Below are 19,746 nucleotides of genomic sequence, written 5' to 3'. Positions count from 1 at the left end.
CGGATCGGGACCGTGTGCCCACCGACGACCGCGGGCTGCCCATGGTGGTCTTCCACCCGTGGGACGGCACCGGGCCCGGCCCCGGCGAAGCCGGAATCCGGGTGGAGCGGCGCCGGTTCGCTGCGATACTGCCCCGGTGATCAACCTGCCCACCGCCGTGCTGGATTCGCTGCACGGGCTCGCCTTCGGTGACGCCTTCGGCGACCGCTGGTTCGGCATCCTGCGCCGGGAAGGACCTGCGGCCCTGGAGGCGCGGACGCCGCCCCCGGAAGAGGTGTGGCGGTGGAGCGACGACACCGCCCAGGCGCTCGTCCTCGTACGGGAACTCGCCGAGGGCGGTGGCACCGTCGACCAGGACCGCCTCGCGCTGCGCCTCGCGGCCGCGTACGCCGGCGACACCCACCGCGGCTACGGGGCCTCGATGCACGACGTACTCCGCCGGATCGGTGCGGGCGAGCCCTGGCGGGAGGTGGTCGCCGGGCAGTTCGGCGGCCTGGGGTCCTGGGGTAACGGCGCGGCGATGCGCGCCGCCCCGCTCGGTGCCTGGCACGCCGCCGACCTCGACGCGGTCGCCGAACAGGCCGCCCTCCAGGGCGCGGTCTCGCACCATCACCCGGAGGCGGCCGCGGGGGCGGTGGCGGTCGCCCTCGCGGCGGCGCTCGCGACCCGCAGCCGGGGCGGGCACGCCCCGGCCCGGCCGGACTTCCTGCGGGCGGTCGCGGAACGGCTCCCGGACGGCGACGTGCGATCGGGGGTGCGGATCGCGGCCCGCCTGCCGGAGAGCACCTCGGTCCGGCATGCCGCGGAGGTCCTGGGCTCCGGCTACCGGATGTCCGGGCCCGACACCGTCCCCTACGCCCTGTGGTGCGCGGCGGGGCACCTCGACGACCTGCACGAGGGCCTGTGGTTCACGGTCGCGGGGCGCGGCGACATCGACACCACCTGCGCCATGGCGGGCGGCGTGATCGCCGCCCGCACAGGCGTCGCCGCCCTCCCCGCCGCCTGGCACGCGGCCCGCGAACCGCTGCCCCCGGTCGTGCCGGAGTAGCACCGGTTGCGGGGCCCGCCGGCGCCCCCGCCGGGCGCCGGCCGGCCGTGGGTGTCAGCCGTGGGTGACGGTGAAGTGGGCGGTCGTCGTGGCGGTCGGGGTGGTGATGCGGACGGTGCCCCGGTAGGTGCCGCGGCGGGCGTAGCGGTGGTCGGCCTCGATGCGGTAGACACCGTTGACCTGGCGGTCGCCCGGGGCGTCGCCCGTGACCGCCGCCGGGCCCGTGCTGCCGTCGCCCCACTCCACCGTCGCGGTGACCCCGGCCGGCGCCACCCCCGGCAGCGCCAGCCGCGCCACCGCGCCGCTCACCGTGCCGTCCCGGCCGGCGCGAAGGCCGGCGCCGACCGCCGCGGGCTCCCAGCGCACCCCCGGGTCCGCCCAGAAGTTCCGGCCGGCGAACTGCCAGCGCGCGCCCTGCACTCCGGTCCTGGCCACCACGCCCTCGGCGTCCTCGGTGGCCTCGGCGGGGGACCACGCCTTCTCCAGGATCGCCGGGAGCCTGGGGAACACCTGGTACTGCACGTCGGGCAGGCCGCGCAGCATCCGCTCGCCCCAGATCGGCGCCTCGATGCCGATGATGTCCTCGTTGTTGAGCCCGTAGTCGCGCTGCACCTTGGCGCCCGTCCAGCCGTCGGTGAGGTCGGACGGGTTCCACGAGTACGCGCGCCGGGTGTCGTACGTCGGGTAGGGGTAGTCCAGGTACGTCTGCTGGGTCGGGGAGAGCAGCACCGGGCGGCGCGGGTCGAACCACTCCCGTGACATCTCCCGGCTCTGGTCCTGCCAGTAGTGGTGGACCGTCTCCGTGTCCAGCCCGACCCCGCAGCTCGGCGACCAGCCGATCATGGTCTTCCCGTGGCCGCGGGCGATGCCCTCGACCCGGCGCAGGAACCGTACGTACTGGTCGTGCGGCATGTCCGACTCGTCGGCGCCCAGGTGGACATAGGGGGAGGGGAAGAGCGCGGCGACCTCGCGGAGGACGTCGTCGACGAACGCGTAGGTGGTCTCCAGATCCGCCAGGTAGCCGCCGGCGCCGCTCAGTTGCGGGTACGCGGTCCTGGCCGCCGTCGTGTGCGAGGGCATCTCGATCTCGGGGATGACCTGCACGTGCCGGTCCGCGGCGTACCGTACGACGTCCCTGATCTGGTCCTTGGTGTAGAAGCCGGTCCGCCCGCCGGGCATGGACATCCCGCCGCCGACCTCGGTGAGCCGGGGCCAGGAGTCGATCCGGACCCGCCAGCCCTGGTCGTCGGTCAGGTGCCAGTGCAGCACGTTCCCCTTGGACTGCACGAGCCCGTCGACGAGTTCCTTGACCTCGCGGACCTCCAGGAAGTTGCGGGCCGGGTCGATCATCAGGCCGCGGTGCCCGAACCGGGGGTGGTCGCGGATCTCGGTCGCCTCGACGGTCCACGGGCCGGGCACCGCGATGTCGCTCTCGATCCACGGGGGCAGCAGTTGCCGGAGCGTCTGCACGCCGTTGAGCAGGCCGTGCGGGGTCGCCGCCGCGATCCGTACCCCGCGCTCGCCGGCGGCCAGGGTGTAGCCCTCGGCGACGGCCAGCCGGGCCCGGGACGGGGCGTGGGAGCGGCCGAGCAGCAGCGTGATGTCGCCGTCCCGGCCCGGGCCGCCGACGACGGGCAGCGGGTAGCCGGTCGCCGGGCGCAGGTATCCGGCGAGGAGCCCGGCCACGGCGCGGGCCTTCCGGTCGGTGGCGACGATCCGGCTGCGGGGCCCCAGCTCGAAGGGGCGGGCGTCCGGCCGGGAGGTCTGCGCGACCGGGACCGGGATCACCCGGCCCGCGGGGAGGCCGACGCCGGGGCGCGGGCCGTTCCAGACCTCCATGGCGAAGATCGAGTAGCCCCAGCCGGTGGCCACGGCGACGCCCTGCATCCGCACGTAGCGGACCGGGGTGGTGAGGCCGAGTTCGAGGACTTCCCTGCCGCCCGGGGCGTCGGGGACGTCGCGGGCGGTACGCCAGGTCTGGCCGTCGTCGGAGACGTGGATCTGGTAGTGCGCGGCGCGCGCGGTCTCCCAGTGGACCACCACGTGGTGCACCGGGCTGGGCTCGGCGAGTTCGATCTGCACCCACTCGCGGCTGGGGTCGGGGTAGCCGTTCTCCGGCGAGTTGGAGCCCCACCGGGTGCTCAGGTCGCCGTCGTTGACGTGCGCGGCGGCGAACCTCGCCGGGTCGAGGTCGTAGACGCTGGACGCGGTCGCGGTGCCGTCCCTGGCGACGTCGCGCGCGGGTTCCGGCCAGGGGGCGCCGGCGGCGGCCGGGGCGGCCGCGGGTGCCGGTGCCGGTGCGGACAGGGCCGGGGTGGCGGAGGCCGCGACGAGGGCGGCGGACCCGGCGGCGGCGAGGACGGTTCTGCGGCGGACGGTCTGCTCTTCGGACGGTGCGGACATCGTCTACTCCCGGAGATGGGTGTGTGGGCAGCGGTGGGTCCTTGGCGCGGCGGTGCACGGGCGGCCGGCTGTGGGGTCCGAACGGCCGTCCGGGAGCGGGGGGTGGGATGGACGGGAACGTAGATGTGCGCGCACTCAAGGGTCAAGAGGTCTACACCACTTGAATTCAAAGTCCCTGGTGGGGGCGGTGTGAAGAAGTTTGAAACGTTCCTATTGGTCTAGGCCAATCCGTGGATCGCGTCCGGGTGGAGGGTGGCGGCCGGTGCCGGCGGTCGCGCACCGGCGTCCGCCGCTCGGCTCACCCTGCGCCTGGCGAGTGACGTATCTCATGTGCGGGCGCCCGCACCTCCAACTCGCCTGCCCGGGCGCGGAGATGGCGGAAAGCGCGGCGCCGGCGGCCTTCGCGGCGCCTCCGGGCTGGAGGATTGCGCGATCCGGAGCGTTCGCCGGGCGGGCTCGCGGGGGCTAGGGTATTCGAACGGACGTGCGAGAGAATTGATCCGGACAAAAGGCCGAAATGGGGTGGAGTGATGGAGGTGCGGCAAGGTGGGCTTCGTCCGCGTGCACGTCGCGTCCGGTTGCTCCGAGCGCTGCGCCGCCGCCCGCCCCGGACACCTCGTCAGGCGCACCGCGGCACGGGAGTTGCTCGCGCGGGGCAGGGTCGGGCGGGCGCGGCCGTGTCGCATCGTGTCCGCCGCCCGTGCGGGTGCGACCGGCGGCGGCCCGCCGCGCCGTTCCCGTCCGGAGCGCGCGGCGGAAACGGGGTGCCGCGCCGGCGGGCGTCCGCCGCCGGCGCGCGCCGAGGGCCCCCTCTCCGCTTGAATCGCACAGCAGTGCGATTTTCGTTTAGTGTGGTCTCCACGCTTCACGAAACACCAGGTGAAGCGCCAGAAGCGGAGGTGCGGGTCGGTGTTGGCGAGGCGGCGCGAATGCGGGGATTTACGCATCTGCGCGCCGTCTCCGGCTTCTCCATGCGGTACGGCGCCTCGCATCCGCACGTGCTGGCGGAGCGGGCCTCCGAGCGGGGGATGGACGCCGTGGCGCTGACCGACCGGGACACCCTCGGCGGTGCCGTGCGGTTCGCCAAGGCCGCCGGCAAGGCGGGGGTGCGCCCGGTGCTGGGCGTGGACCTGGCCGCGGTCGAGCAGCCCGAGGCCGTGAGCCTGACCGAGCGCCGCCGTACCCCCGTGCGCGGAGGTGCGTTCGTGGACGAGACGGCGCAGCGTGTGCTCTTCCTCGCCCGGGACGGGGCGCGCGGCTGGGCCGAGCTGTGCCGCCTGGTCACCGTCGCGCATGCGGCGACCGGAGCCGGGCAGGCGCCCGCCGCCAAGCCCCTGCTGCCCTGGGACGCCCTGGGCGGTGAGGGCGTCATCGTGCTGCTCGGTCCGCACTCCGACGTCGGCCGCGCGCTGGCCGCCGGCCGCCCCGACCGCGCCGCCCGGCTGCTGGCGCCCTGGCGGGAGCGGTACGGTGACGCGCTGCGCCTGGAGGTCGTCAGCCACGGCCGTGCCGGCACCGGCTTCGGCTCGCTGCGGCTGGCGGCCCGCACCCTCGGCTTCGCCGCCGACCAGGGCGTCGCCCCCGTGCTGACCAACGCCGTCCGCTACGCCGACCCCGGCATGGGCCCGGTCGCGGACGTGCTGGACTCCGCACGCCGTCTCGTCCCGATCGATCCCCGCGGCGAACGCGACAGCGGCGAGCGCTGGCTCAAGCCCGCCGCCGAGATGGCGCAGATCGCCCAGCAGGTGGCGGAGGCCGCGGGCTACACCAGGCGTACCGCCCAGCGGCTGATGGAGGTCACCGCCGAGACCGCCGCCGCCTGCGCGGTGGACCCGGAGGACGATCTGCGCCTGGGCCACGTCCACTTTCCCGAACCGCGGCTGGTCGGTGCCCACCGCCGCACCCCGGAGCGGGTGCTGCGCTCCAGGTGCGACGCGGCGATGGTCCTCAGGCGCTACGACCGCAGGCGCGCGTACTGGAAGCGGCTCGACGAGGAGATGAACCTGATCAGCCGCAAGGGCTTCGCCTCGTACTTCCTCACCGTCGCCCAGGTCGTCGAGGACACCCGCGCGCTCGGCATCCGGGTCGCCGCACGGGGCTCCGGCGCCGGATCGCTGGTCAACCACCTTCTGAACATCGCGACCGCGGACCCGGTCGAGCACGACCTGCTGATGGAGCGGTTCCTGTCGGTCCAGCGCACCGAACTGCCCGACATCGACATCGACGTGGAGTCGGCCCGCCGGCTGGAGGTCTACCGCACGATCCTGGACCGGTTCGGCCCGGAACGGGTGGCGACCGTCTCCATGCCCGAGACCTACCGGGTGCGCCATGCCGTACGCGATGTCGGCCTGGCGCTCGGGCTGGACCCGGACGTGGTCAACCGGCTTGCAAAATCGTTTCCGCATATTCGTGCACGCGACGCCCGCGCCGCCCTCACCGAACTGCCCGAACTGCGCGGCATCGACCCCGAGGCGTACGGCCCGCAGATGTGGGACCTGGTCGAGGCCCTGGACGCGCTGCCGCGCGGCATCGCCATGCATCCGTGCGGCGTCCTGCTCTCCGACGACACGCTGTTGCGCCGCACCCCCGTCGTGCCGACGAGCGGCGAGGGCTTCCCGATGTCCCAGTTCGACAAGGAGGACGTCGAGGACATGGGGCTGCTCAAGCTCGACGTCCTGGGGGTGCGCATGCAGTCGGCGATCGCGCACGCCGTGGCGGAGGTCGAGCACACCGCCGGAGAGCGCCTCGACATGGACGGGCTGCCGACGGACGATCCGAAGACGTACCAGCTCATCAAATCGTCCGAAACCCTGGGCTGCTTCCAGACCGAGTCGCCCGGGCAGCGGGATTTGATCGCCCGGCTGCAGCCGGAGACGTTCCATGACCTGGTCGTCGACATCTCGCTGTTCAGGCCGGGGCCGGTCGCCGCGAACATGGTCGACCCGTTCATCAAGGCCCGGCACGGGCGGCAGTCGCCGCGCTATCCGCACGAGAGGCTCGAGCCGGCCCTGCGTGAAACGTACGGGGTGGTCGTCTTCCACGAGCAGATCATCAAGATCTTCCGGGTGATGACCGGCTGCACCCTCGCCTTCGGCGACTACGCCCGCCGCGCCCTGTCCAGCGGCGACCAGGTGCCGCGGGTGAAGGCGTGGTTCGAGGAGCAGGCGCGGCGGCTCGGCTACGAGCCGGAGGTGGTCGCGCGCACCTGGGAGATCGTCGAGGCGTTCGGCGCGTACGGCTTCTGCAAGGCGCACGCGGTGGCCTTCGCCGTGCCTTCGTACCAGTCGGCCTGGCTCAAGGCGCATCATCCGGCGGCCTTCTACGCCGGGCTGCTCACGCACGACCCGGGGATGTACCCCAAGCGGCTGCTGCTGGCGGACGCGCGGCGGTGGGGGGTGACGATCCTGCCGCTGGACGTGAACGTGTCGGACTCCGCCTACAGAGTCGAACTGGTGTCTGATGATCGGCAATACGGCATCCGGCTCGCCCTGTGCGACGTGCACGGGATGAGCGAGACCGAGGCCGGGCGGATCGTCGCGGAGCGCCCGTACGTCTCGCTGCAGGACTTCGTCTCCCGCGCCCGCCCGTCGCGGCCGGTCGCCGAACGGCTCGCGCAGGTCGGCGCGTTGGACCGCTTCGGCAGGAACCGCCGCGACCTGCTCCTGCACATCGCCGAGCTCCAGCGAGGCCAGAGCAGGGCGGCATCCCAGGGGCAGATGTCCCTGGACGGCGGCACGGAAGGTGCGGACCCGGTAGCCCCCGCCCACCTGCCGGATCTGAACGACGCCGAGCGGCTCGGCGCCGAGCTGGGTGTGCTGGGCATGGACACCTCCCGGCATCTGATGAGCGACCACAGGGAACTGCTCCGGCAACTGGGAGTGGTCTCCGCCAGGCAGCTACGAGAGGCCGAGCACGGGCAGATCGTGCTGGTCGCGGGCGCCAAGGGCGCCACTCAGACACCGCCGATCCGCTCCGGCAAGCGCGTCATCTTCACCACCCTCGACGACACGGCGGGACTGGTGGACTGCGCGTTCTTCGAGGACAGCCACGACGCCTGCGCGCACACCGTCTTCCACTCCTGGCTGCTGCTCGTCCGTGGCGTCGTCCAGCGCCGCGGCGGCGGCAACGGCAAGGCGCTCTCCGTCGTCGGCTCTGCCGCCTGGGACCTTGCGGAGCTGGCCGAGCTGCACCGCAGCGGCGGACTGCCCGCGGTGACCGAACGGCTGACGGAATCCGGCCCCGCGCCCTCGACCGCGGAGGGCGGCCGCAGCATCCGGATGGAGACGGGTTACGAACTCCACCCCTGGGCCGATCTCCAGCCACCGGGTGAGTCCACGAAGAACAGCCGCAAGTTGTGGCACCAGAGCCCGGGGAGCGCGGGATGAACGTGCTTTACATCCACTTCCACGGCGGCATCGCCGAGGAGGTGTACGCGCATCTCCTGTCCCTGCTCGCCGAGTACACGCCGGTCGTCCAGGCGCTGCCGCCGGACGCCGCCCTCGCCGACGTGGGCGGCAGCCTGCGCTACTTCGGGGTGGACGCGGTGGCGCTCGCCGAGCGGATCCGGGCGCGCACCGGCGGGCTGTACGGCATACGCTCCACGGCCGGCGTCGCCGCGAACCCGATGCTGGCCCGGATGGTCGCCGCCGACGGCCCGCCCTCGGCGGTACGCGTCCTGCCCGACGACCTGGACGCCGTCGCCGCGTTCCTCGCCCGCAAACCGGTCGCCGCTCTGCACGGCGTGGGCCCGAAGACCGCCCGTACCCTGTGCAGTTACGGCCTGGACAGCGTCGCCCGGATCGCGGACGCCCCCCTCGGCACCCTGCAGCGCATCCTCGGCGCCACCGCCGGCCGCCGGCTGCACAACGCGGCCCGCGGCATCGACCCGACCCCGGTCACCCCGGCCGCCCCGGCGCGCTCCCTGACCGCCGAGCACCGCTTCGGCCACGACGAACTGGACCGCGACCGCCGGCGCGCCGCCCTCCTCGCCCTCACCGACCGCCTCGGCCTGCAACTGCGCACCGAGAAGCAGGTGACCCGCGCCCTCACTCTGACGGTCCGCTACGCCGATCGCTCCATGACCACTCGCACCCGCAAAGTCGCCGAACCCACCGCCCACACCCAGGCGCTCACCGCCCTCGCCTACGACCTCCACGACCGCCTCGGCCTGCAACGCGCCCGCGTCCGCGCGATGACGCTGCGCGCCGAGGAGTTGATCGCCGCGGAACTCGCCACCCGCCAGTTGACCTTCGACTCGTCCGACGAACGTGCCCGCCGCATCGAAGCCGCCGCCGACCGCGCCCGCGCCCGCTTCGGCCCCGATGCGGTACACCCCGCAGGAGCGGCCGCGACCGGGGCGGCGTAACCGGGCCCGCCGGCACCAAGCCGTCTCCTCCGCGGGGTCCCGGACGCGCCGCGGGCCGGCGAGCGCACACGGACGGGCTGGGCCGCCGGGCCCCATCGGAGTCACCTCGCATCCGGCCGCCACGACCGCCGGGCCCGCGAACCTGTCCGGCCACAGCGCTAGTTGACAGTTCAACGATCGCACCGCTAGTTTAGGTGTCGTGTCAACCAAATATGGCGGGCTGCCGGCGGGCCGGCCCGTTGCCGGCCCGCCGCCGGCACCGGGACTTCGGTGCGCAGCCTGAGGCCCGCGTACGCGAAGCTCCGTAACACGGCGACTCACAAGGGACCAGCACATGGGATACATCACCGTAGGGAATGAAAACACCACCCCGGTCGAGCTCTACTACGAGGACCAGGGCGCGGGTCAGCCCGTCGTCCTCATCCATGGATATCCACTGAACGGCCACAGTTGGGAACGCCAGACGCGCACCCTCCTGGCCGCCGGATACCGCGTCATCACCTACGACCGCCGGGGCTTCGGCAAGTCGTCGAAGGTGAACTCCGGGTATGACTACGACACCTTCGCCGCGGACCTGAACACCGTGCTGGAGACGCTCGACCTTCGGGACGCCGTCCTGGTGGGCTTCTCGATGGGTACGGGAGAGGTCGCCCGCTACGTCTCGCGATTCGGCCATGAAAGGGTCGCCAAGCTGGCGTTCCTGGCCTCGCTGGAGCCTTTCCTCGTCGCCCGGGACGACAATCCCGAGGGCGTGCCGCAGAAGGTCTTCGACGGAATCGAGGCAGCGGCGAAGGGGGACCGGTACGCCTGGTACACGCAGTTCTTCTCGGACTTCTACGACCTTGAGGAGAACCTCGGCAGCCGGATCAGCCAGGAGGCCGTCACCGCGAGCTGGCACGTGGCGACGTCGAGTGCCCCGGTGGCGGCCTACGCCGTCGTCTCCGCCTGGATCGAAGACTTCCGCGCCGACGTCGAAGCGGTTCGCGACAGCGGCAAGCCCGCTCTGATCCTGCACGGCACGGCTGACAAGATCCTCCCCATCGACGCCACCGCCCGCCGCTTCCGGCAGGACCTGCCCGAGGCGCAGTACGTGGAAATCGAGAGCGCACCGCACGGGTTGCTCTGGACGCACGCAGACGAGGTCGATTCAGCCTTGCGCTCCTTCCTCGGCTGGACCGGCGACGAGGCCGGAAGGCCATCTTCATAGGCCGGTTGCTGCCGAGATGGTGCAGTCCGCCCGCTGAACTGGAGTGACGATCAGGGCCGGCGGGCGGCAGCGGCCGTCCGTGCTCGGGATCCGGCGCTTGGCGGGACCCGCGGGATTCCTGGCCTCGGCTCCCCGGCCGGCGGTGCAGCGGTGAGCGCGTCCGTCGTGACCCCGGCCGGCGGCCCGCGCATCAGGACGTCCCGCCGGGCCGGTGCGGGGCTGACCTCCCGTGATCCGGGCAGTCGCGTCCCCCGCCCGGTCAGTCCGGCTGCTTCTCCATGTGGTCCAGGACCCGCTTGGAGATCCGGGTGAGCGTGCTGAGCTGGTTCGGGGTCAGGGCGTCGATGAACAGCCGGCGGACGTGCTCGACGTGCTGGGGTGCGGCCTCTTCGATCGCCTTGTAGCCGGCCGGAGTGGCGACGATGAATGCTCCGCGTCCGTCTTCGGGGCATTCTTCCTTGGTCACGAGCCCGCGTTTCGCCATCCGCGTGACCTGGTGGGACATTCGGCTCTTCTCCCACTCCACGAGTTTGGCCAGATCCAGGAAGCGCATCCGGCCGCTGCTTCTTTCGGTGAGGTTGACGAGCACGAGATAGTCGGAGGCGGACATTCCGGAGTCGGCGTGAATGCGGCGGGACAGCCGTCCGATGAGCTTCTCCTGCATACGGATGAAGCTTTCCCAGGCAGCCTTCTCTTCCGGGTCGAGCCAGCGCGGCGGTGCCTCCATGAAGGCAGTCTACTGAACCTCGAATCGTGGCGCCGTGCGGGCTGACCCCTCCGCCGCACTCCTGCTGACCTGCAGACTTCGGCCGGACGTCGTGAACGGAGACCGGTCTGGTTGCAGCGCGACCGCGGTCGCCTCGGCAAAAGTTGATGTATCAACCTAATGGAGCTAGGCTGATTCCCGGCGGACGGGATTCCGTCGAGCCGCGCGGGATCAGGCCCAGGAGGAGGACACATGACGGAAGCGAGCGATGTGCCCGAGGCGAAGCGCTACGAGGCCCGCGCCGACGGAGGGTCCGAGGTGGCGGGCGTCGCGACGGCCACACCGACGACGAGCTGGCCGGGCCTCCGGGTCTCGGACTGGACCGCCACCCGCGACACCCTGCACATGTGGACCCAGATCGTCGGCAAGATCCGGATGGCCCACGCACCCCTGGTCAACCACTGGTGGCAGGTGACCTTGTACGTCAGCTCTCGTGGGTTGACGACCTCGACCGTCCCGTACCGCGCCGGGGCCTTCGAGATCGAATTCGACTTCGTCGGCCACCGGCTCGAAGTCCGCAGCAGCGACGGCGGCACGCGCAGCTTCCCGCTCCGGCCCATGCCGGTCGCCGAGTTCTACACCCGGATCCTGCACACGCTCGACGAGCTGGGGATCGAGGCCCCGATCCACCCGTACCCCAACGAGGTCGAGCCGGCGATCCCCTTCGCCGAGGACCATGACCACGCCTCCTACGACGGTGAAGCGGCCGCCCTGTTCTGGCGCCAGCTCTTGCAGGCGAACCGGGTCATGGGCGAGTTCCGTTCGCACTTCGTCGGCAAGGTCAGCCCGGTGCACTTCTTCTGGGGAGCGATGGATCTCGCCTGCACCCGTTTCTCCGGGCGATCGGCTCCTCTGCACCCCGGCGGCGCACCCAACTGCGGGGACTGGGTCATGGTCGAGGGCTACTCCCGGGAACTGTCGAGCTGCGGGTTCTGGCCCGGCGGGGGAGAGGAAGGCGCCTTCTACGCCTACGCCTACCCCGAACCCGACGGGTTCGCCGATTATCCGGTCGGCCCCGAGGGCGCCTACTTCAGTTCCGAGTTCAAGCAGTTCCTTCTGCCCTACGAGGCCGTCCGCGCCGCGCCCGACCCTGACCGTGCTGTCGCCGAGTTTCTTCACACGACCTACGAGGCCGCCGCGGTGCGCGGACAGTGGGACCGCTCCGCCCTGGAAGACGACCCCTTCCGGTGGGACGGCACTACTTCGCGCCGGCGGGACTCCGAGTGACCACGCACCGCCACACACCGACACGACGAAAGCGCTGAGCGACGTGAACACGACGGATGTTTCGCAAATCGAGTTCGGTATCGACAGCTTCGGAGACCGGCCCCGAAACGACCGGGGCGTGATCGTCTCGCACGCGCAGGCGATCCGCGCCGCGGTGACCGAAGCGGTCCTCGCCGACCAGGCCGGCATCGACATCGTCACGTTGGGCGAGCACCACCGGCCTGAGTACGCGATCTCCAGCCCCGAGACAGTGCTGGCGGGCATCGCGACGGTCACCAAGCGCATCAGGCTCTCCTCGGGCGTGACGGTGCTGTCGTCCGACGACCCGGTGCGGGTGTTCCAGCGGTTCGCCACCGTCGACGCACTCTCCGCCGGCCGCGCCGAGGTGATCCTCGGCCGTGGTTCCTTCACCGAGTCGTTCCCCCTGTTCGGGTACGACCTGAAGGACTACGACGTGCTGTTCGAGGAGAAGATCGAACTCTTCCACCGACTCCTGGACGAGAAGCCGGTCACCTGGGAAGGCACCACGCGCGCCGCCCTGCACCGCGCAGACGTGTACCCGAAGACCGATTCGGGACGCCTCAAGACCTGGGTAGGAGTCGGCGGGACACCGAACTCCGTGCTCCGCACGGCGCAATACGGCTTCGGGCTCATGCTCGCGATCATCGGCGGCGCCCCTGACCGATTCGCTCCCTACGTGGCTCTGTACCGCAAGGCGAGCGAGGAGTTCGGCACGATCGCGCAGCCGATCGGGATGCACTCGCCCGGCTTCGTGGCCTCCACCGACGAAGAAGCCAAGGAGCTCTTCTACCCCGGGTACAGGGACATCCGCGACCGGATCGGGGCGCAGCGCGGCTGGCCGCCGCTCAGCCGGAAGGAGTTCGACGCCGAGGTGGACCGCGGGTCGCTGTATGTCGGCTCGGTCGAGACGGTCGCGGCCAAGATCGCCCGTGCCATCCGGGTACTGAGCGCGGGCCGGTTCGACATGATCTACTCCGCCGCCGGCACGGTCTCGGCCTCCGCGCGCCTGCGTTCGGTCGAGCTGTACGGCACCCGAGTCATCCCTCGGGTCCGCGAACTTCTCACCGAGCAGCCCGCGGCCACGGCGGAAGCGACGCGATGACCAGCCCCGTCACGACGATCGGGATCCTGGGAGCCGGGAAAGTCGGCACCGTCCTGGCACGCCTGGCGGTCGCCGCCGGCTACCGGGTCCTGATCTCCGGGTCCGGTGACCCCGCCAGGATCGCGCTTACCGCCAAGATCCTCACCCCCGGAGCGACCGCCGTGTGGCCGGCCCAGGCGGCTGACGCCGCCGACGCGGTGGTCCTGGCCCTCCCGCTCGGCAGACACCGCGACCTCCCGGTCCGGAAGCTGGCGGGAAAGCTGGTTGTCGACGCGATGAACCACTGGTGGGAGGTCGACGGCCCCCGCGACGCGATCCTCCCGCCCGGCGCCTCGTCGAGCGAAGCCGTGCAGCGGTTCCTGACGGGCGCACGCGTCGTGAAGGCCCTCAACCACATGGGCTACCACGACCTCGAAGACGGGGCCCGTCCAGCGGGCGGCCCCGGACGCAAGGCCATCGCGATCGCCGGTGACTCGCCCGAGGATCTCGCCGTCGTGTCGGCGCTGATCGACACTCTCGGGTTCGACCCACTCGCCATCGGCGACCTGGCGGCGGGCGTCCGGCTCGAACCCGGAACCCCCGCCTTCGGAGTCAATGTCGACGCCGACCGCCTCCGCCTCCTTACCGCCACCCCAGCCCCGACAAGACTTGTCGAGCACTCGTAGCAGAAGTGTCCTCTCCGGTTTCCCTGTTAAGAGCCAGGGGACGCGCAGTCGAGTTGTGCCTTCAGCCACTGCAGGACGTCGGGCGTGACCGGGTCGGTGATGTCCGCGAACTCGTCGTGTCGCTTGAGGAACTTGGCGACGTAGGGGCAGACCGCGACGATCCGCATCCCGGATGCCCGCACGTCGGCGAGTGCCTGCTGGACCAACTGCGGGCCCAGTCCTCGGCCGGCGAAGGCCGCGCCTATCTCCGTGTGGAAGAAGACGCGTTGCACGCCGAGGTCACGGTAGGCGGTCAGACCGGCGCGCGTTGGCCGTCGACCAGGATCTCGTACCGGCGATCGGCGTCCACACGCTTGACGACCGTGGTGGTGGAGGACTCGCTCATGGGTGTGCCTTTCGTCAGGGAGGTCAACGGATCGGCGGGTTCCGGCGCGGTGTGTCGATCACGAGCAAGCACCCCGTGCCGCCGCTTCATGGCACGTAGAGGCCACCGGATTCCGAGTGCCGGGGGCTCCCGCGACAGGTTCCGGTCGCGGGCGCGGGGGTGAACTCCTCGTGCGGTCAGTCGCCCAGGGCGCGCTTGAGGACCTTGCCCATGTCGTTGCGGGGGAGGGCGTCGAGGAAGTGGATCTTACGGGGGCGCTTGTGCGGAGCCAGGTGGTCGGCCACGTACGACGACAGCTCCGCGGCGGGCGGCGCCGTACCTTCCGGGACCACCCAGGCGACGATGCGCTCGCCCAGGTCCGGGTCCGGCTCGGCGGTGACCGCCGCCTCTGCGACGGCCGGGTGCTCCAGCAGCGCGTTCTCGATCTCCCCGGCGCCGATCTTGTAGCCGCCTGACTTGATGAGGTCGGTGGCGCGGCGGCCGACGATGCGGAAGCGGCCGGCCGCGTCCCGTACGGCCATGTCGCCGGTGCGGAACCAGCCGTCGCGGAAGGCGGCCGCGGTCGCCTCGGGGCGGTTGAGGTAGCCGGTGAAGAGGTTCGGGCCGCGGACCTCGATCTCGCCGACCGTCTCCCCGTCGTACGCGGTGAGTTCCGCCCCCGCGTCGTCGACGAGCCGGGCGGCGACGGACGGCAGGGGCACGCCGACGCTGCCGGTGGCGTCCGGGTCGCCGGGGCGGACGCTGGTGTTCATCAGCGTCTCCGTCATGCCGTAGCGCTCCACGACCCGGCGGCCGGTCGCGGCGGTGAGCCGGCGGTGGTCGGCCGCCGGCAGCGCGGCGGAGCCGGAGACCAGCAGCCGGGCGCGGGCGAGGGCGGCGGCCAGGGGCGTACCGGACGGTGCCCCGGGCGCGACCTCCTGCTCGGCGTCGAGGGCGCCGGCCAGCCGGTGGTACATCGTCGGCACCCCGAACAGCATCGTGCCGCCCGCGGTCAGCGCCGCCGCCACCGTCTCCGGCGCGAACCGCCCCACGTGGTGCACGGCGCCGCCGCGGCGCAGCGGGCCCAGCACGCCGAGGACCAGCCCGTGCACGTGGAACAGCGGCAGCGCGTGCACCACCGTGTCCCGTTCGGTCCAGCCCCAGACCTCCGCGAGGTCGTCGAGGGTCGCGGCCAGCGCCCGCTGCGGCAGGACGACGCCCTTGGGCGGCCCGGTCGTGCCGGAGGTGTAGACGACGAGCCCGGGGGTTCCCGGGCCGGGGGAGGCCGTGCCGGGCGGCGCGGGTGCGGTCGTGGGCCGGGGGCTCGCGGACGCGGGTTCGGAACCGGGGGGCCCGGAGGCCGCCGCCACGTCCACCCGCGCGACCCCCGCCAGCGCCTCCGGCAGCTCCGCCCCGGGCGCCGCGAGCACCAGTTCCGGATCGCTGTCGGCCACGATGTGCGCCAGTTCCCGCACCCCGGTACGGGGGTTGAGCGGCACCGCCGCCACGCCCGCCACCAGCGCCCCCGTCACCGCCACCGCGGTCGCGGGCTCCGGCGTCGCCCAGACCGCCGCCCGCCGGGCGCTCCCCAGCCGCCGGGCGACGCCGTCCGCCGCCGCGGCCAGTTCGCCGTACGTCAGGACGGTGCCGCCGAAGCGCAGCGCGACCCGCTCCGGCGCGGCCCGCAGCGCCGGGAACAGCTCCCACGCCGCCGCCCGCGGCGCCCCGGACTCCCGCGACTCTTCCGTCTCCCGCATCCCCACGACGCCTTCCTCCCCCTCAGCCCGCGCCGCACCTGCTGCCGCGCCTTAGCGGAGGGCACCGTAACCCGTCGCCGCGACCCGCGGCTCGCGTACGAGCGTATGCCGCGGGGCGGCCGTGGCGGAGCTGCCGGGGCGCGGTCGACTCAGTGCCCTTCGCAGGGCGGCGACGCCCGGGGCGGGGACAGGAGCGGAAGCGTCCGGCGGAGAGGCGCAACGCCCCGACGCCCGGTGCCTCCAGCCGCCCGCAGGCCACGCGGAAACGCCGCGCCGCCCGTACGGGCCCTGTCGGCCCGTCGGGCGGCGCGGCGCTCCAGTTCCCCGGTCCCGCAGCCGTCAGCCCAGCGGCCGGAAGCGCCGCAGCCGGAGGCTGTTGGCGACGACCGAGACGGAGGAGAAGGCCATCGCCGCGCCCGCGAGCATCGGGTTGAGCAGGCCCGCGGCGGCGAGGGGGAGGGCGGCGGTGTTGTAGCCGAACGCCCAGGCGAGGTTGGTCTTGATGGTGGACAGGGTCGAGCGGGCGAGCCGGATGGCGTCCGGTGCGGCCCGCAGGTCGCCGGTGACCAGGGTGAGGTCGGCGGCCTCGATCGCGGCGTCGGTGCCGGTGCCGATGGCCAGGCCCAGGTCGGCCTGGGCGAGGGCGGCGGCGTCGTTGACGCCGTCCCCGACCATCGCGACCGTACGGCCCTCGGCCTGCAGCCGCTTGACCGCGTCGACCTTGTCCTCGGGGAGGACCTCCGCGATGACCTCGTCGATGCCGACCTCGGCGGCGACGGTCTTCGCGACGGCCGTGTTGTCGCCGGTGAGCAGGATCGGGGTCAGCCCCAGGTCCCGCAGCCGCTTGATGGCCTGCGCGCTGGTGGGCTTGACCGCGTCGGCGACTTCGAGGAGGGCGCGGGCCTCGCCGTCCCAGGCGACCGTGATCGCGGTGCGCCCGGCCTGCTCGGACCGCTCCTTGGCCGCGGCGAGTTCCGCGGGCAGCGTGATCGCCCACTCCGCGAGGAGCTGCTGCCGCCCGACGAGGACCGCGTGGCCCTCGACGATGCCCTGGACGCCGAGGCCGGGCACGTTGGCGAAGTCCTCGGGCACCGGCAGCGTACCGAGGCGGTCGGTCGCCGCCGCGGCCACCGCCTGGGCGATGGGGTGCTCGGAGGCGTGCTCCAGCGCGCCCGCGAGCCGCAGCACCGTCTCCTCGTCCTCGCCGCCCGCGGTGTGCACCGCGTGCAGGGTCATGGTGCCGGTGGTCACGGTCCCGGTCTTGTCCAGGACGACGGTGTCGACCTTGCGGGTCGACTCCAGCACCTCGGGGCCCTTGATCAGGATGCCGAGCTGCGCGCCGCGGCCGGTGCCGACCATGAGGGCGGTCGGCGTGGCCAGGCCCAGGGCGCAGGGGCAGGCGATGATCAGGACGGCGACCGCGGCGGTGAAGGCGGCGGCGATCCCGTCGCCCGTACCGAGCCAGAAGCCGAGGGTCCCCAGGGACAGCGCGATGACGACGGGCACGAAGATGCCGGAGATCCGGTCGGCGAGCCGCTGCACGGCGGCCTTGCCGTTCTGGGCGTCCTCGACCAGGCGGGCCATCCGCGCCAGTTGGGTGTCCGAGCCGACCCGGGTGGCCTCCACGACCAGCCGGCCGCCGGCGTTGACGGTGGCGCCGGTGACGGCGTCGCCGACGGTGACCTCCACCGGCACGGACTCGCCGGTGAGCATCGAGGCGTCGACGGCGGAGGCGCCCTCGACGACGGTGCCGTCGGTGGCGATCTTCTCGCCGGGCCGGACCACGAAGCGGTCACCGACCGCGAGCCGGTCCACGGGCACCCGCTCCTCGCGGCCGTCCCGCAGCACCGCGACCTCCTTGGCGCCCAGCTCCATCAGCGCGCGCAGCGCCGCGCCCGCCTTCCGCTTGGACTTCGCCTCGAAGTACCGCCCGGCGAGGATGAACGTCGTCACGCCGGCCGCGGCTTCGAGGTAGATGTTGCCGGAGCCGTCGCCGCGGGCGATGGTCAGCTCGAAGGGGTGGGTCATGCCGGGCTCGCCCGCGGTGCCGAAGAACAGCGCCCACAGCGACCAGAGGAACGCCGCGGTCGTACCGACCGAGATCAGCGTGTCCATGGTGGCGGCGCCGTGCCGCGCGTTGGTCCAGGCGGCCTTGTGGAACGGCCAGGCGCCCCAGACCACCACCGGTGCGGCCAGCGTGAGCGAGAGCCACTGCCAGTACTCGAACTGCAGGGCGGGGACCATCGCCATCGCGATCACCGGCACCGACAGCGCCAGGGAGCCGAAGAGCCGCTGCCGCAGCGTCCGCAGCTCGTCCGGCGGGTCCTGCCCGCCGGTGCCGTCCGCCGTGCCGTCGCCCGCGGCCGGGCCCGCGGGGGCGGGCGGTGCGGCGGTGTAACCGGTACGTTCGACGGTGGCGATCAGGTCGTCGACCGCCACGTCGCCGGCGAAGGTGACCTTGGCCTTCTCGGTGGCGTAGTTGACGGTGGCCTCGACGCCCTCCATGCGGTTGAGCTTCTTCTCGATCCGTGCGGCGCAGGAGGCGCAGGTCATACCGCCGATCGCGAGTTCGACCTCGGCCGTCCTGCCAGGCGTGGTGGTGGTCATCACTGCTCCTCGTGGCTCGCTATACCCCCAGGGGGTATTAGATCCTCCGACACCATGTATACCCCTGACCCGTATCCATTGCAAGCGGCGCCCTCGCTTGACTTTATACCCCTAGGGGGTATTGTCGCCAGTGTCGAGGCCGGTCGCAGCGACGGGCCGACCGAGAGGAGCGAGCGATGAACACCGCAGCCAGGGCCGGACTCTTCGCAGGTGCGCTGGCCGTCGCGTTCGCCGGGGCGTACGGGGTCGGCAGCGCCGTGGGGCCCGTCGCCGACGAGGACGACCCCCCGGCCCACGGCGGCCACGCCGCGGACGCGGGCGCGGGCGCGAAGGAAGAAGCGGGAAAGAAGGGGGACGGGCACGGCGGCGGCCACGGGGAGGACACCGGGCCCGCCGCGGGCGGCCTCCAGCTCTCCGAGTCCGGTTACACGCTCGACCTGGACACCCGGCGGATCGACGCCCGCAGCCCCGCCGAGCTGCGCTTCGCGGTGCGCGGCGCGGACGGCGAGCCCGTGACCTCGTACGAGCGGGAGCACGGCAAGGAGCTGCACCTGATCGTCGCCTCCCGCGACCTCGGTACGTACCGCCACCTCCACCCCGTCCGCGACGCGGCCGGCACCTGGAGCACGCCCGTCGAGCTGCCCAAGGCCGGTGACTACCGCGTCTTCGCCGACTTCGTGCCCACCGGCGGCCCCGAGAACGGCCTGACCCTGGGCGGCGACCTCGCCGTCGCCGGCGACTACCGCCCGGCGGCGCTCGCCGGGCCGGAGCGCACGGCGACCGTCGACGGGTACGAGGTGACGCTGGACGGCGCCCTGACGCCTGGCTCCGCCCGCGAGGTGGAGTTCTCCGTCGAGAAGGACGGCAAGCCGGTCACCGACCTGCAGCCGTACCTCGGCGCGTACGGGCACCTCGTCGCGCTCCGCGCCGGGGACCTGGCGTACCTGCACGTCCACCCCAACGGCGAGCCCGGCGACGGCAGCACGGAGCCCGGCCCCGAGGTGGCGTTCTCCGCGACCGCGCCCAGCACCGGTTCGTACCGGCTGTTCCTCGACTTCAAGCACGACGGCGAGGTGCGCACCGCGGCCTTCACGGTCACCGCGGGCGGCGGTGGCGGCGGGGCGAGCGGGCAGGGCGCGGACGGCGGGCAGGGCGCGGAGAGCGGGCAGGACGAGGCGGACGGCGGCGGTCACAGCCACTGACGGCCGTGGTAG

Annotated in this window: 13 protein-coding genes and 1 pseudogene; 9 read left to right on the top strand and 5 right to left on the bottom strand. The window is 72.8% G+C overall.

Translation table 11 applies throughout. From position 1 onward, the window contains the following. The first annotated feature begins 14 nt into the window (after positions 1-14). Together ACFYVJ_RS20115 and ACFYVJ_RS20110 are read left to right on the top strand one after the other, a co-directional pair. A complete protein-coding gene (locus ACFYVJ_RS20115; RefSeq protein ID WP_388893195.1) occupies positions 15-140 on the top strand; it encodes a hypothetical protein in 126 nt (41 codons plus the stop codon). After that, on the top strand, positions 137-1,048 hold the full coding sequence (locus ACFYVJ_RS20110) for an ADP-ribosylglycohydrolase family protein (protein WP_388893193.1): 912 nt from the start codon (positions 137-139) through the stop codon (positions 1,046-1,048). The genes ACFYVJ_RS20115 and ACFYVJ_RS20110 overlap by 4 nt, the downstream gene beginning before the upstream one ends. A gap of 54 nt (positions 1,049-1,102) precedes the next feature. Here ACFYVJ_RS20110 and ACFYVJ_RS20105 read toward each other — a convergent pair whose 3' ends face one another. Continuing rightward, positions 1,103-3,451 (bottom strand): family 20 glycosylhydrolase, encoded by a 2,349-nt coding sequence (locus ACFYVJ_RS20105; protein WP_388893191.1) that lies wholly within the window; start codon positions 3,449-3,451, stop codon positions 1,103-1,105. Between the two features lie 929 nt (positions 3,452-4,380). On the opposite strand from ACFYVJ_RS20105, the gene ACFYVJ_RS20100 reads away from it, so the two are divergent. The 3 genes from ACFYVJ_RS20100 to ACFYVJ_RS20090 all read left to right on the top strand — a co-directional run bounded on the left by ACFYVJ_RS20100 (position 4,381) and on the right by ACFYVJ_RS20090 (position 10,023). Beyond that, positions 4,381-7,836, top strand: coding sequence for a DNA polymerase III subunit alpha (locus tag ACFYVJ_RS20100; protein ID WP_388893189.1), 3,456 nt, complete (start codon positions 4,381-4,383; stop codon positions 7,834-7,836). Next, positions 7,833-8,816, top strand: coding sequence for a helix-hairpin-helix domain-containing protein (locus ACFYVJ_RS20095; RefSeq protein ID WP_388893187.1), 984 nt, complete (start codon positions 7,833-7,835; stop codon positions 8,814-8,816). Before ACFYVJ_RS20100 ends, ACFYVJ_RS20095 begins: the two co-directional genes overlap by 4 nt. A 334-nt stretch (positions 8,817-9,150) precedes the next feature. Continuing rightward, complete coding sequence (locus tag ACFYVJ_RS20090; protein WP_388893185.1) at positions 9,151-10,023, top strand: alpha/beta fold hydrolase; 873 nt, start codon at positions 9,151-9,153, stop codon at positions 10,021-10,023. A 259-nt stretch (positions 10,024-10,282) separates the two neighbouring features. Here ACFYVJ_RS20090 and ACFYVJ_RS20085 read toward each other — a convergent pair whose 3' ends face one another. Then, positions 10,283-10,750, bottom strand: a complete 468-nt coding sequence (locus ACFYVJ_RS20085; protein WP_388893183.1) for a MarR family winged helix-turn-helix transcriptional regulator — start codon at positions 10,748-10,750, stop codon at positions 10,283-10,285. A 231-nt stretch (positions 10,751-10,981) separates the two neighbouring features. Here ACFYVJ_RS20085 and ACFYVJ_RS20080 point away from each other — a divergent pair, with 231 nt between their 5' ends. The 3 genes from ACFYVJ_RS20080 to ACFYVJ_RS20070 are packed head-to-tail and all read left to right on the top strand — an operon-like array spanning position 10,982 to position 13,804. Continuing rightward, the gene (locus tag ACFYVJ_RS20080; RefSeq protein WP_388893181.1) at positions 10,982-12,016 is read left to right on the top strand and encodes a DUF5996 family protein; all 1,035 of its coding nucleotides are present in this window, start codon (positions 10,982-10,984) and stop codon (positions 12,014-12,016) included. 43 nt (positions 12,017-12,059) lie between these two features. Further along, positions 12,060-13,139 (top strand): LLM class flavin-dependent oxidoreductase, encoded by a 1,080-nt coding sequence (locus ACFYVJ_RS20075; protein ID WP_388893179.1) that lies wholly within the window; start codon positions 12,060-12,062, stop codon positions 13,137-13,139. Continuing rightward, positions 13,136-13,804 carry an NADPH-dependent F420 reductase gene (locus tag ACFYVJ_RS20070; protein ID WP_388893177.1) on the top strand — a complete coding sequence of 223 codons (669 nt, stop codon included), beginning with the start codon at positions 13,136-13,138 and terminating at the stop codon, positions 13,802-13,804. Before ACFYVJ_RS20075 ends, ACFYVJ_RS20070 begins: the two co-directional genes overlap by 4 nt. Before the next feature lie 26 nt (positions 13,805-13,830). Here ACFYVJ_RS20070 and ACFYVJ_RS20065 read toward each other — a convergent pair. The 3 genes and pseudogenes from ACFYVJ_RS20065 to ACFYVJ_RS20055 form a co-directional block, all read right to left on the bottom strand. After that, a pseudogene (locus ACFYVJ_RS20065) lies at positions 13,831-14,189 on the bottom strand (GNAT family N-acetyltransferase). 176 nt (positions 14,190-14,365) lie between these two features. Further along, on the bottom strand, positions 14,366-15,925 hold the full coding sequence (locus tag ACFYVJ_RS20060) for an AMP-binding protein (protein WP_388893175.1): 1,560 nt from the start codon (positions 15,923-15,925) through the stop codon (positions 14,366-14,368). A 339-nt stretch (positions 15,926-16,264) separates the two neighbouring features. Continuing rightward, positions 16,265-18,532, bottom strand: coding sequence for a heavy metal translocating P-type ATPase (locus ACFYVJ_RS20055; protein WP_388893173.1), 2,268 nt, complete (start codon positions 18,530-18,532; stop codon positions 16,265-16,267). A gap of 176 nt (positions 18,533-18,708) precedes the next feature. Here ACFYVJ_RS20055 and ACFYVJ_RS20050 point away from each other — a divergent pair, with 176 nt between their 5' ends. Continuing rightward, positions 18,709-19,734, top strand: coding sequence for a hypothetical protein (locus tag ACFYVJ_RS20050; RefSeq protein WP_388893171.1), 1,026 nt, complete (start codon positions 18,709-18,711; stop codon positions 19,732-19,734). The last annotated feature ends 12 nt before the right edge of the window (positions 19,735-19,746 follow it).

The organism is Streptomyces sp. NPDC004134 (assembly GCF_042874195.1).
Lineage (GTDB): Bacteria > Actinomycetota > Actinomycetes > Streptomycetales > Streptomycetaceae > Streptomyces.
Note: the sequence above shows the minus strand (reverse complement) of the source record. Positions and strands in the feature narration are given on the sequence as shown.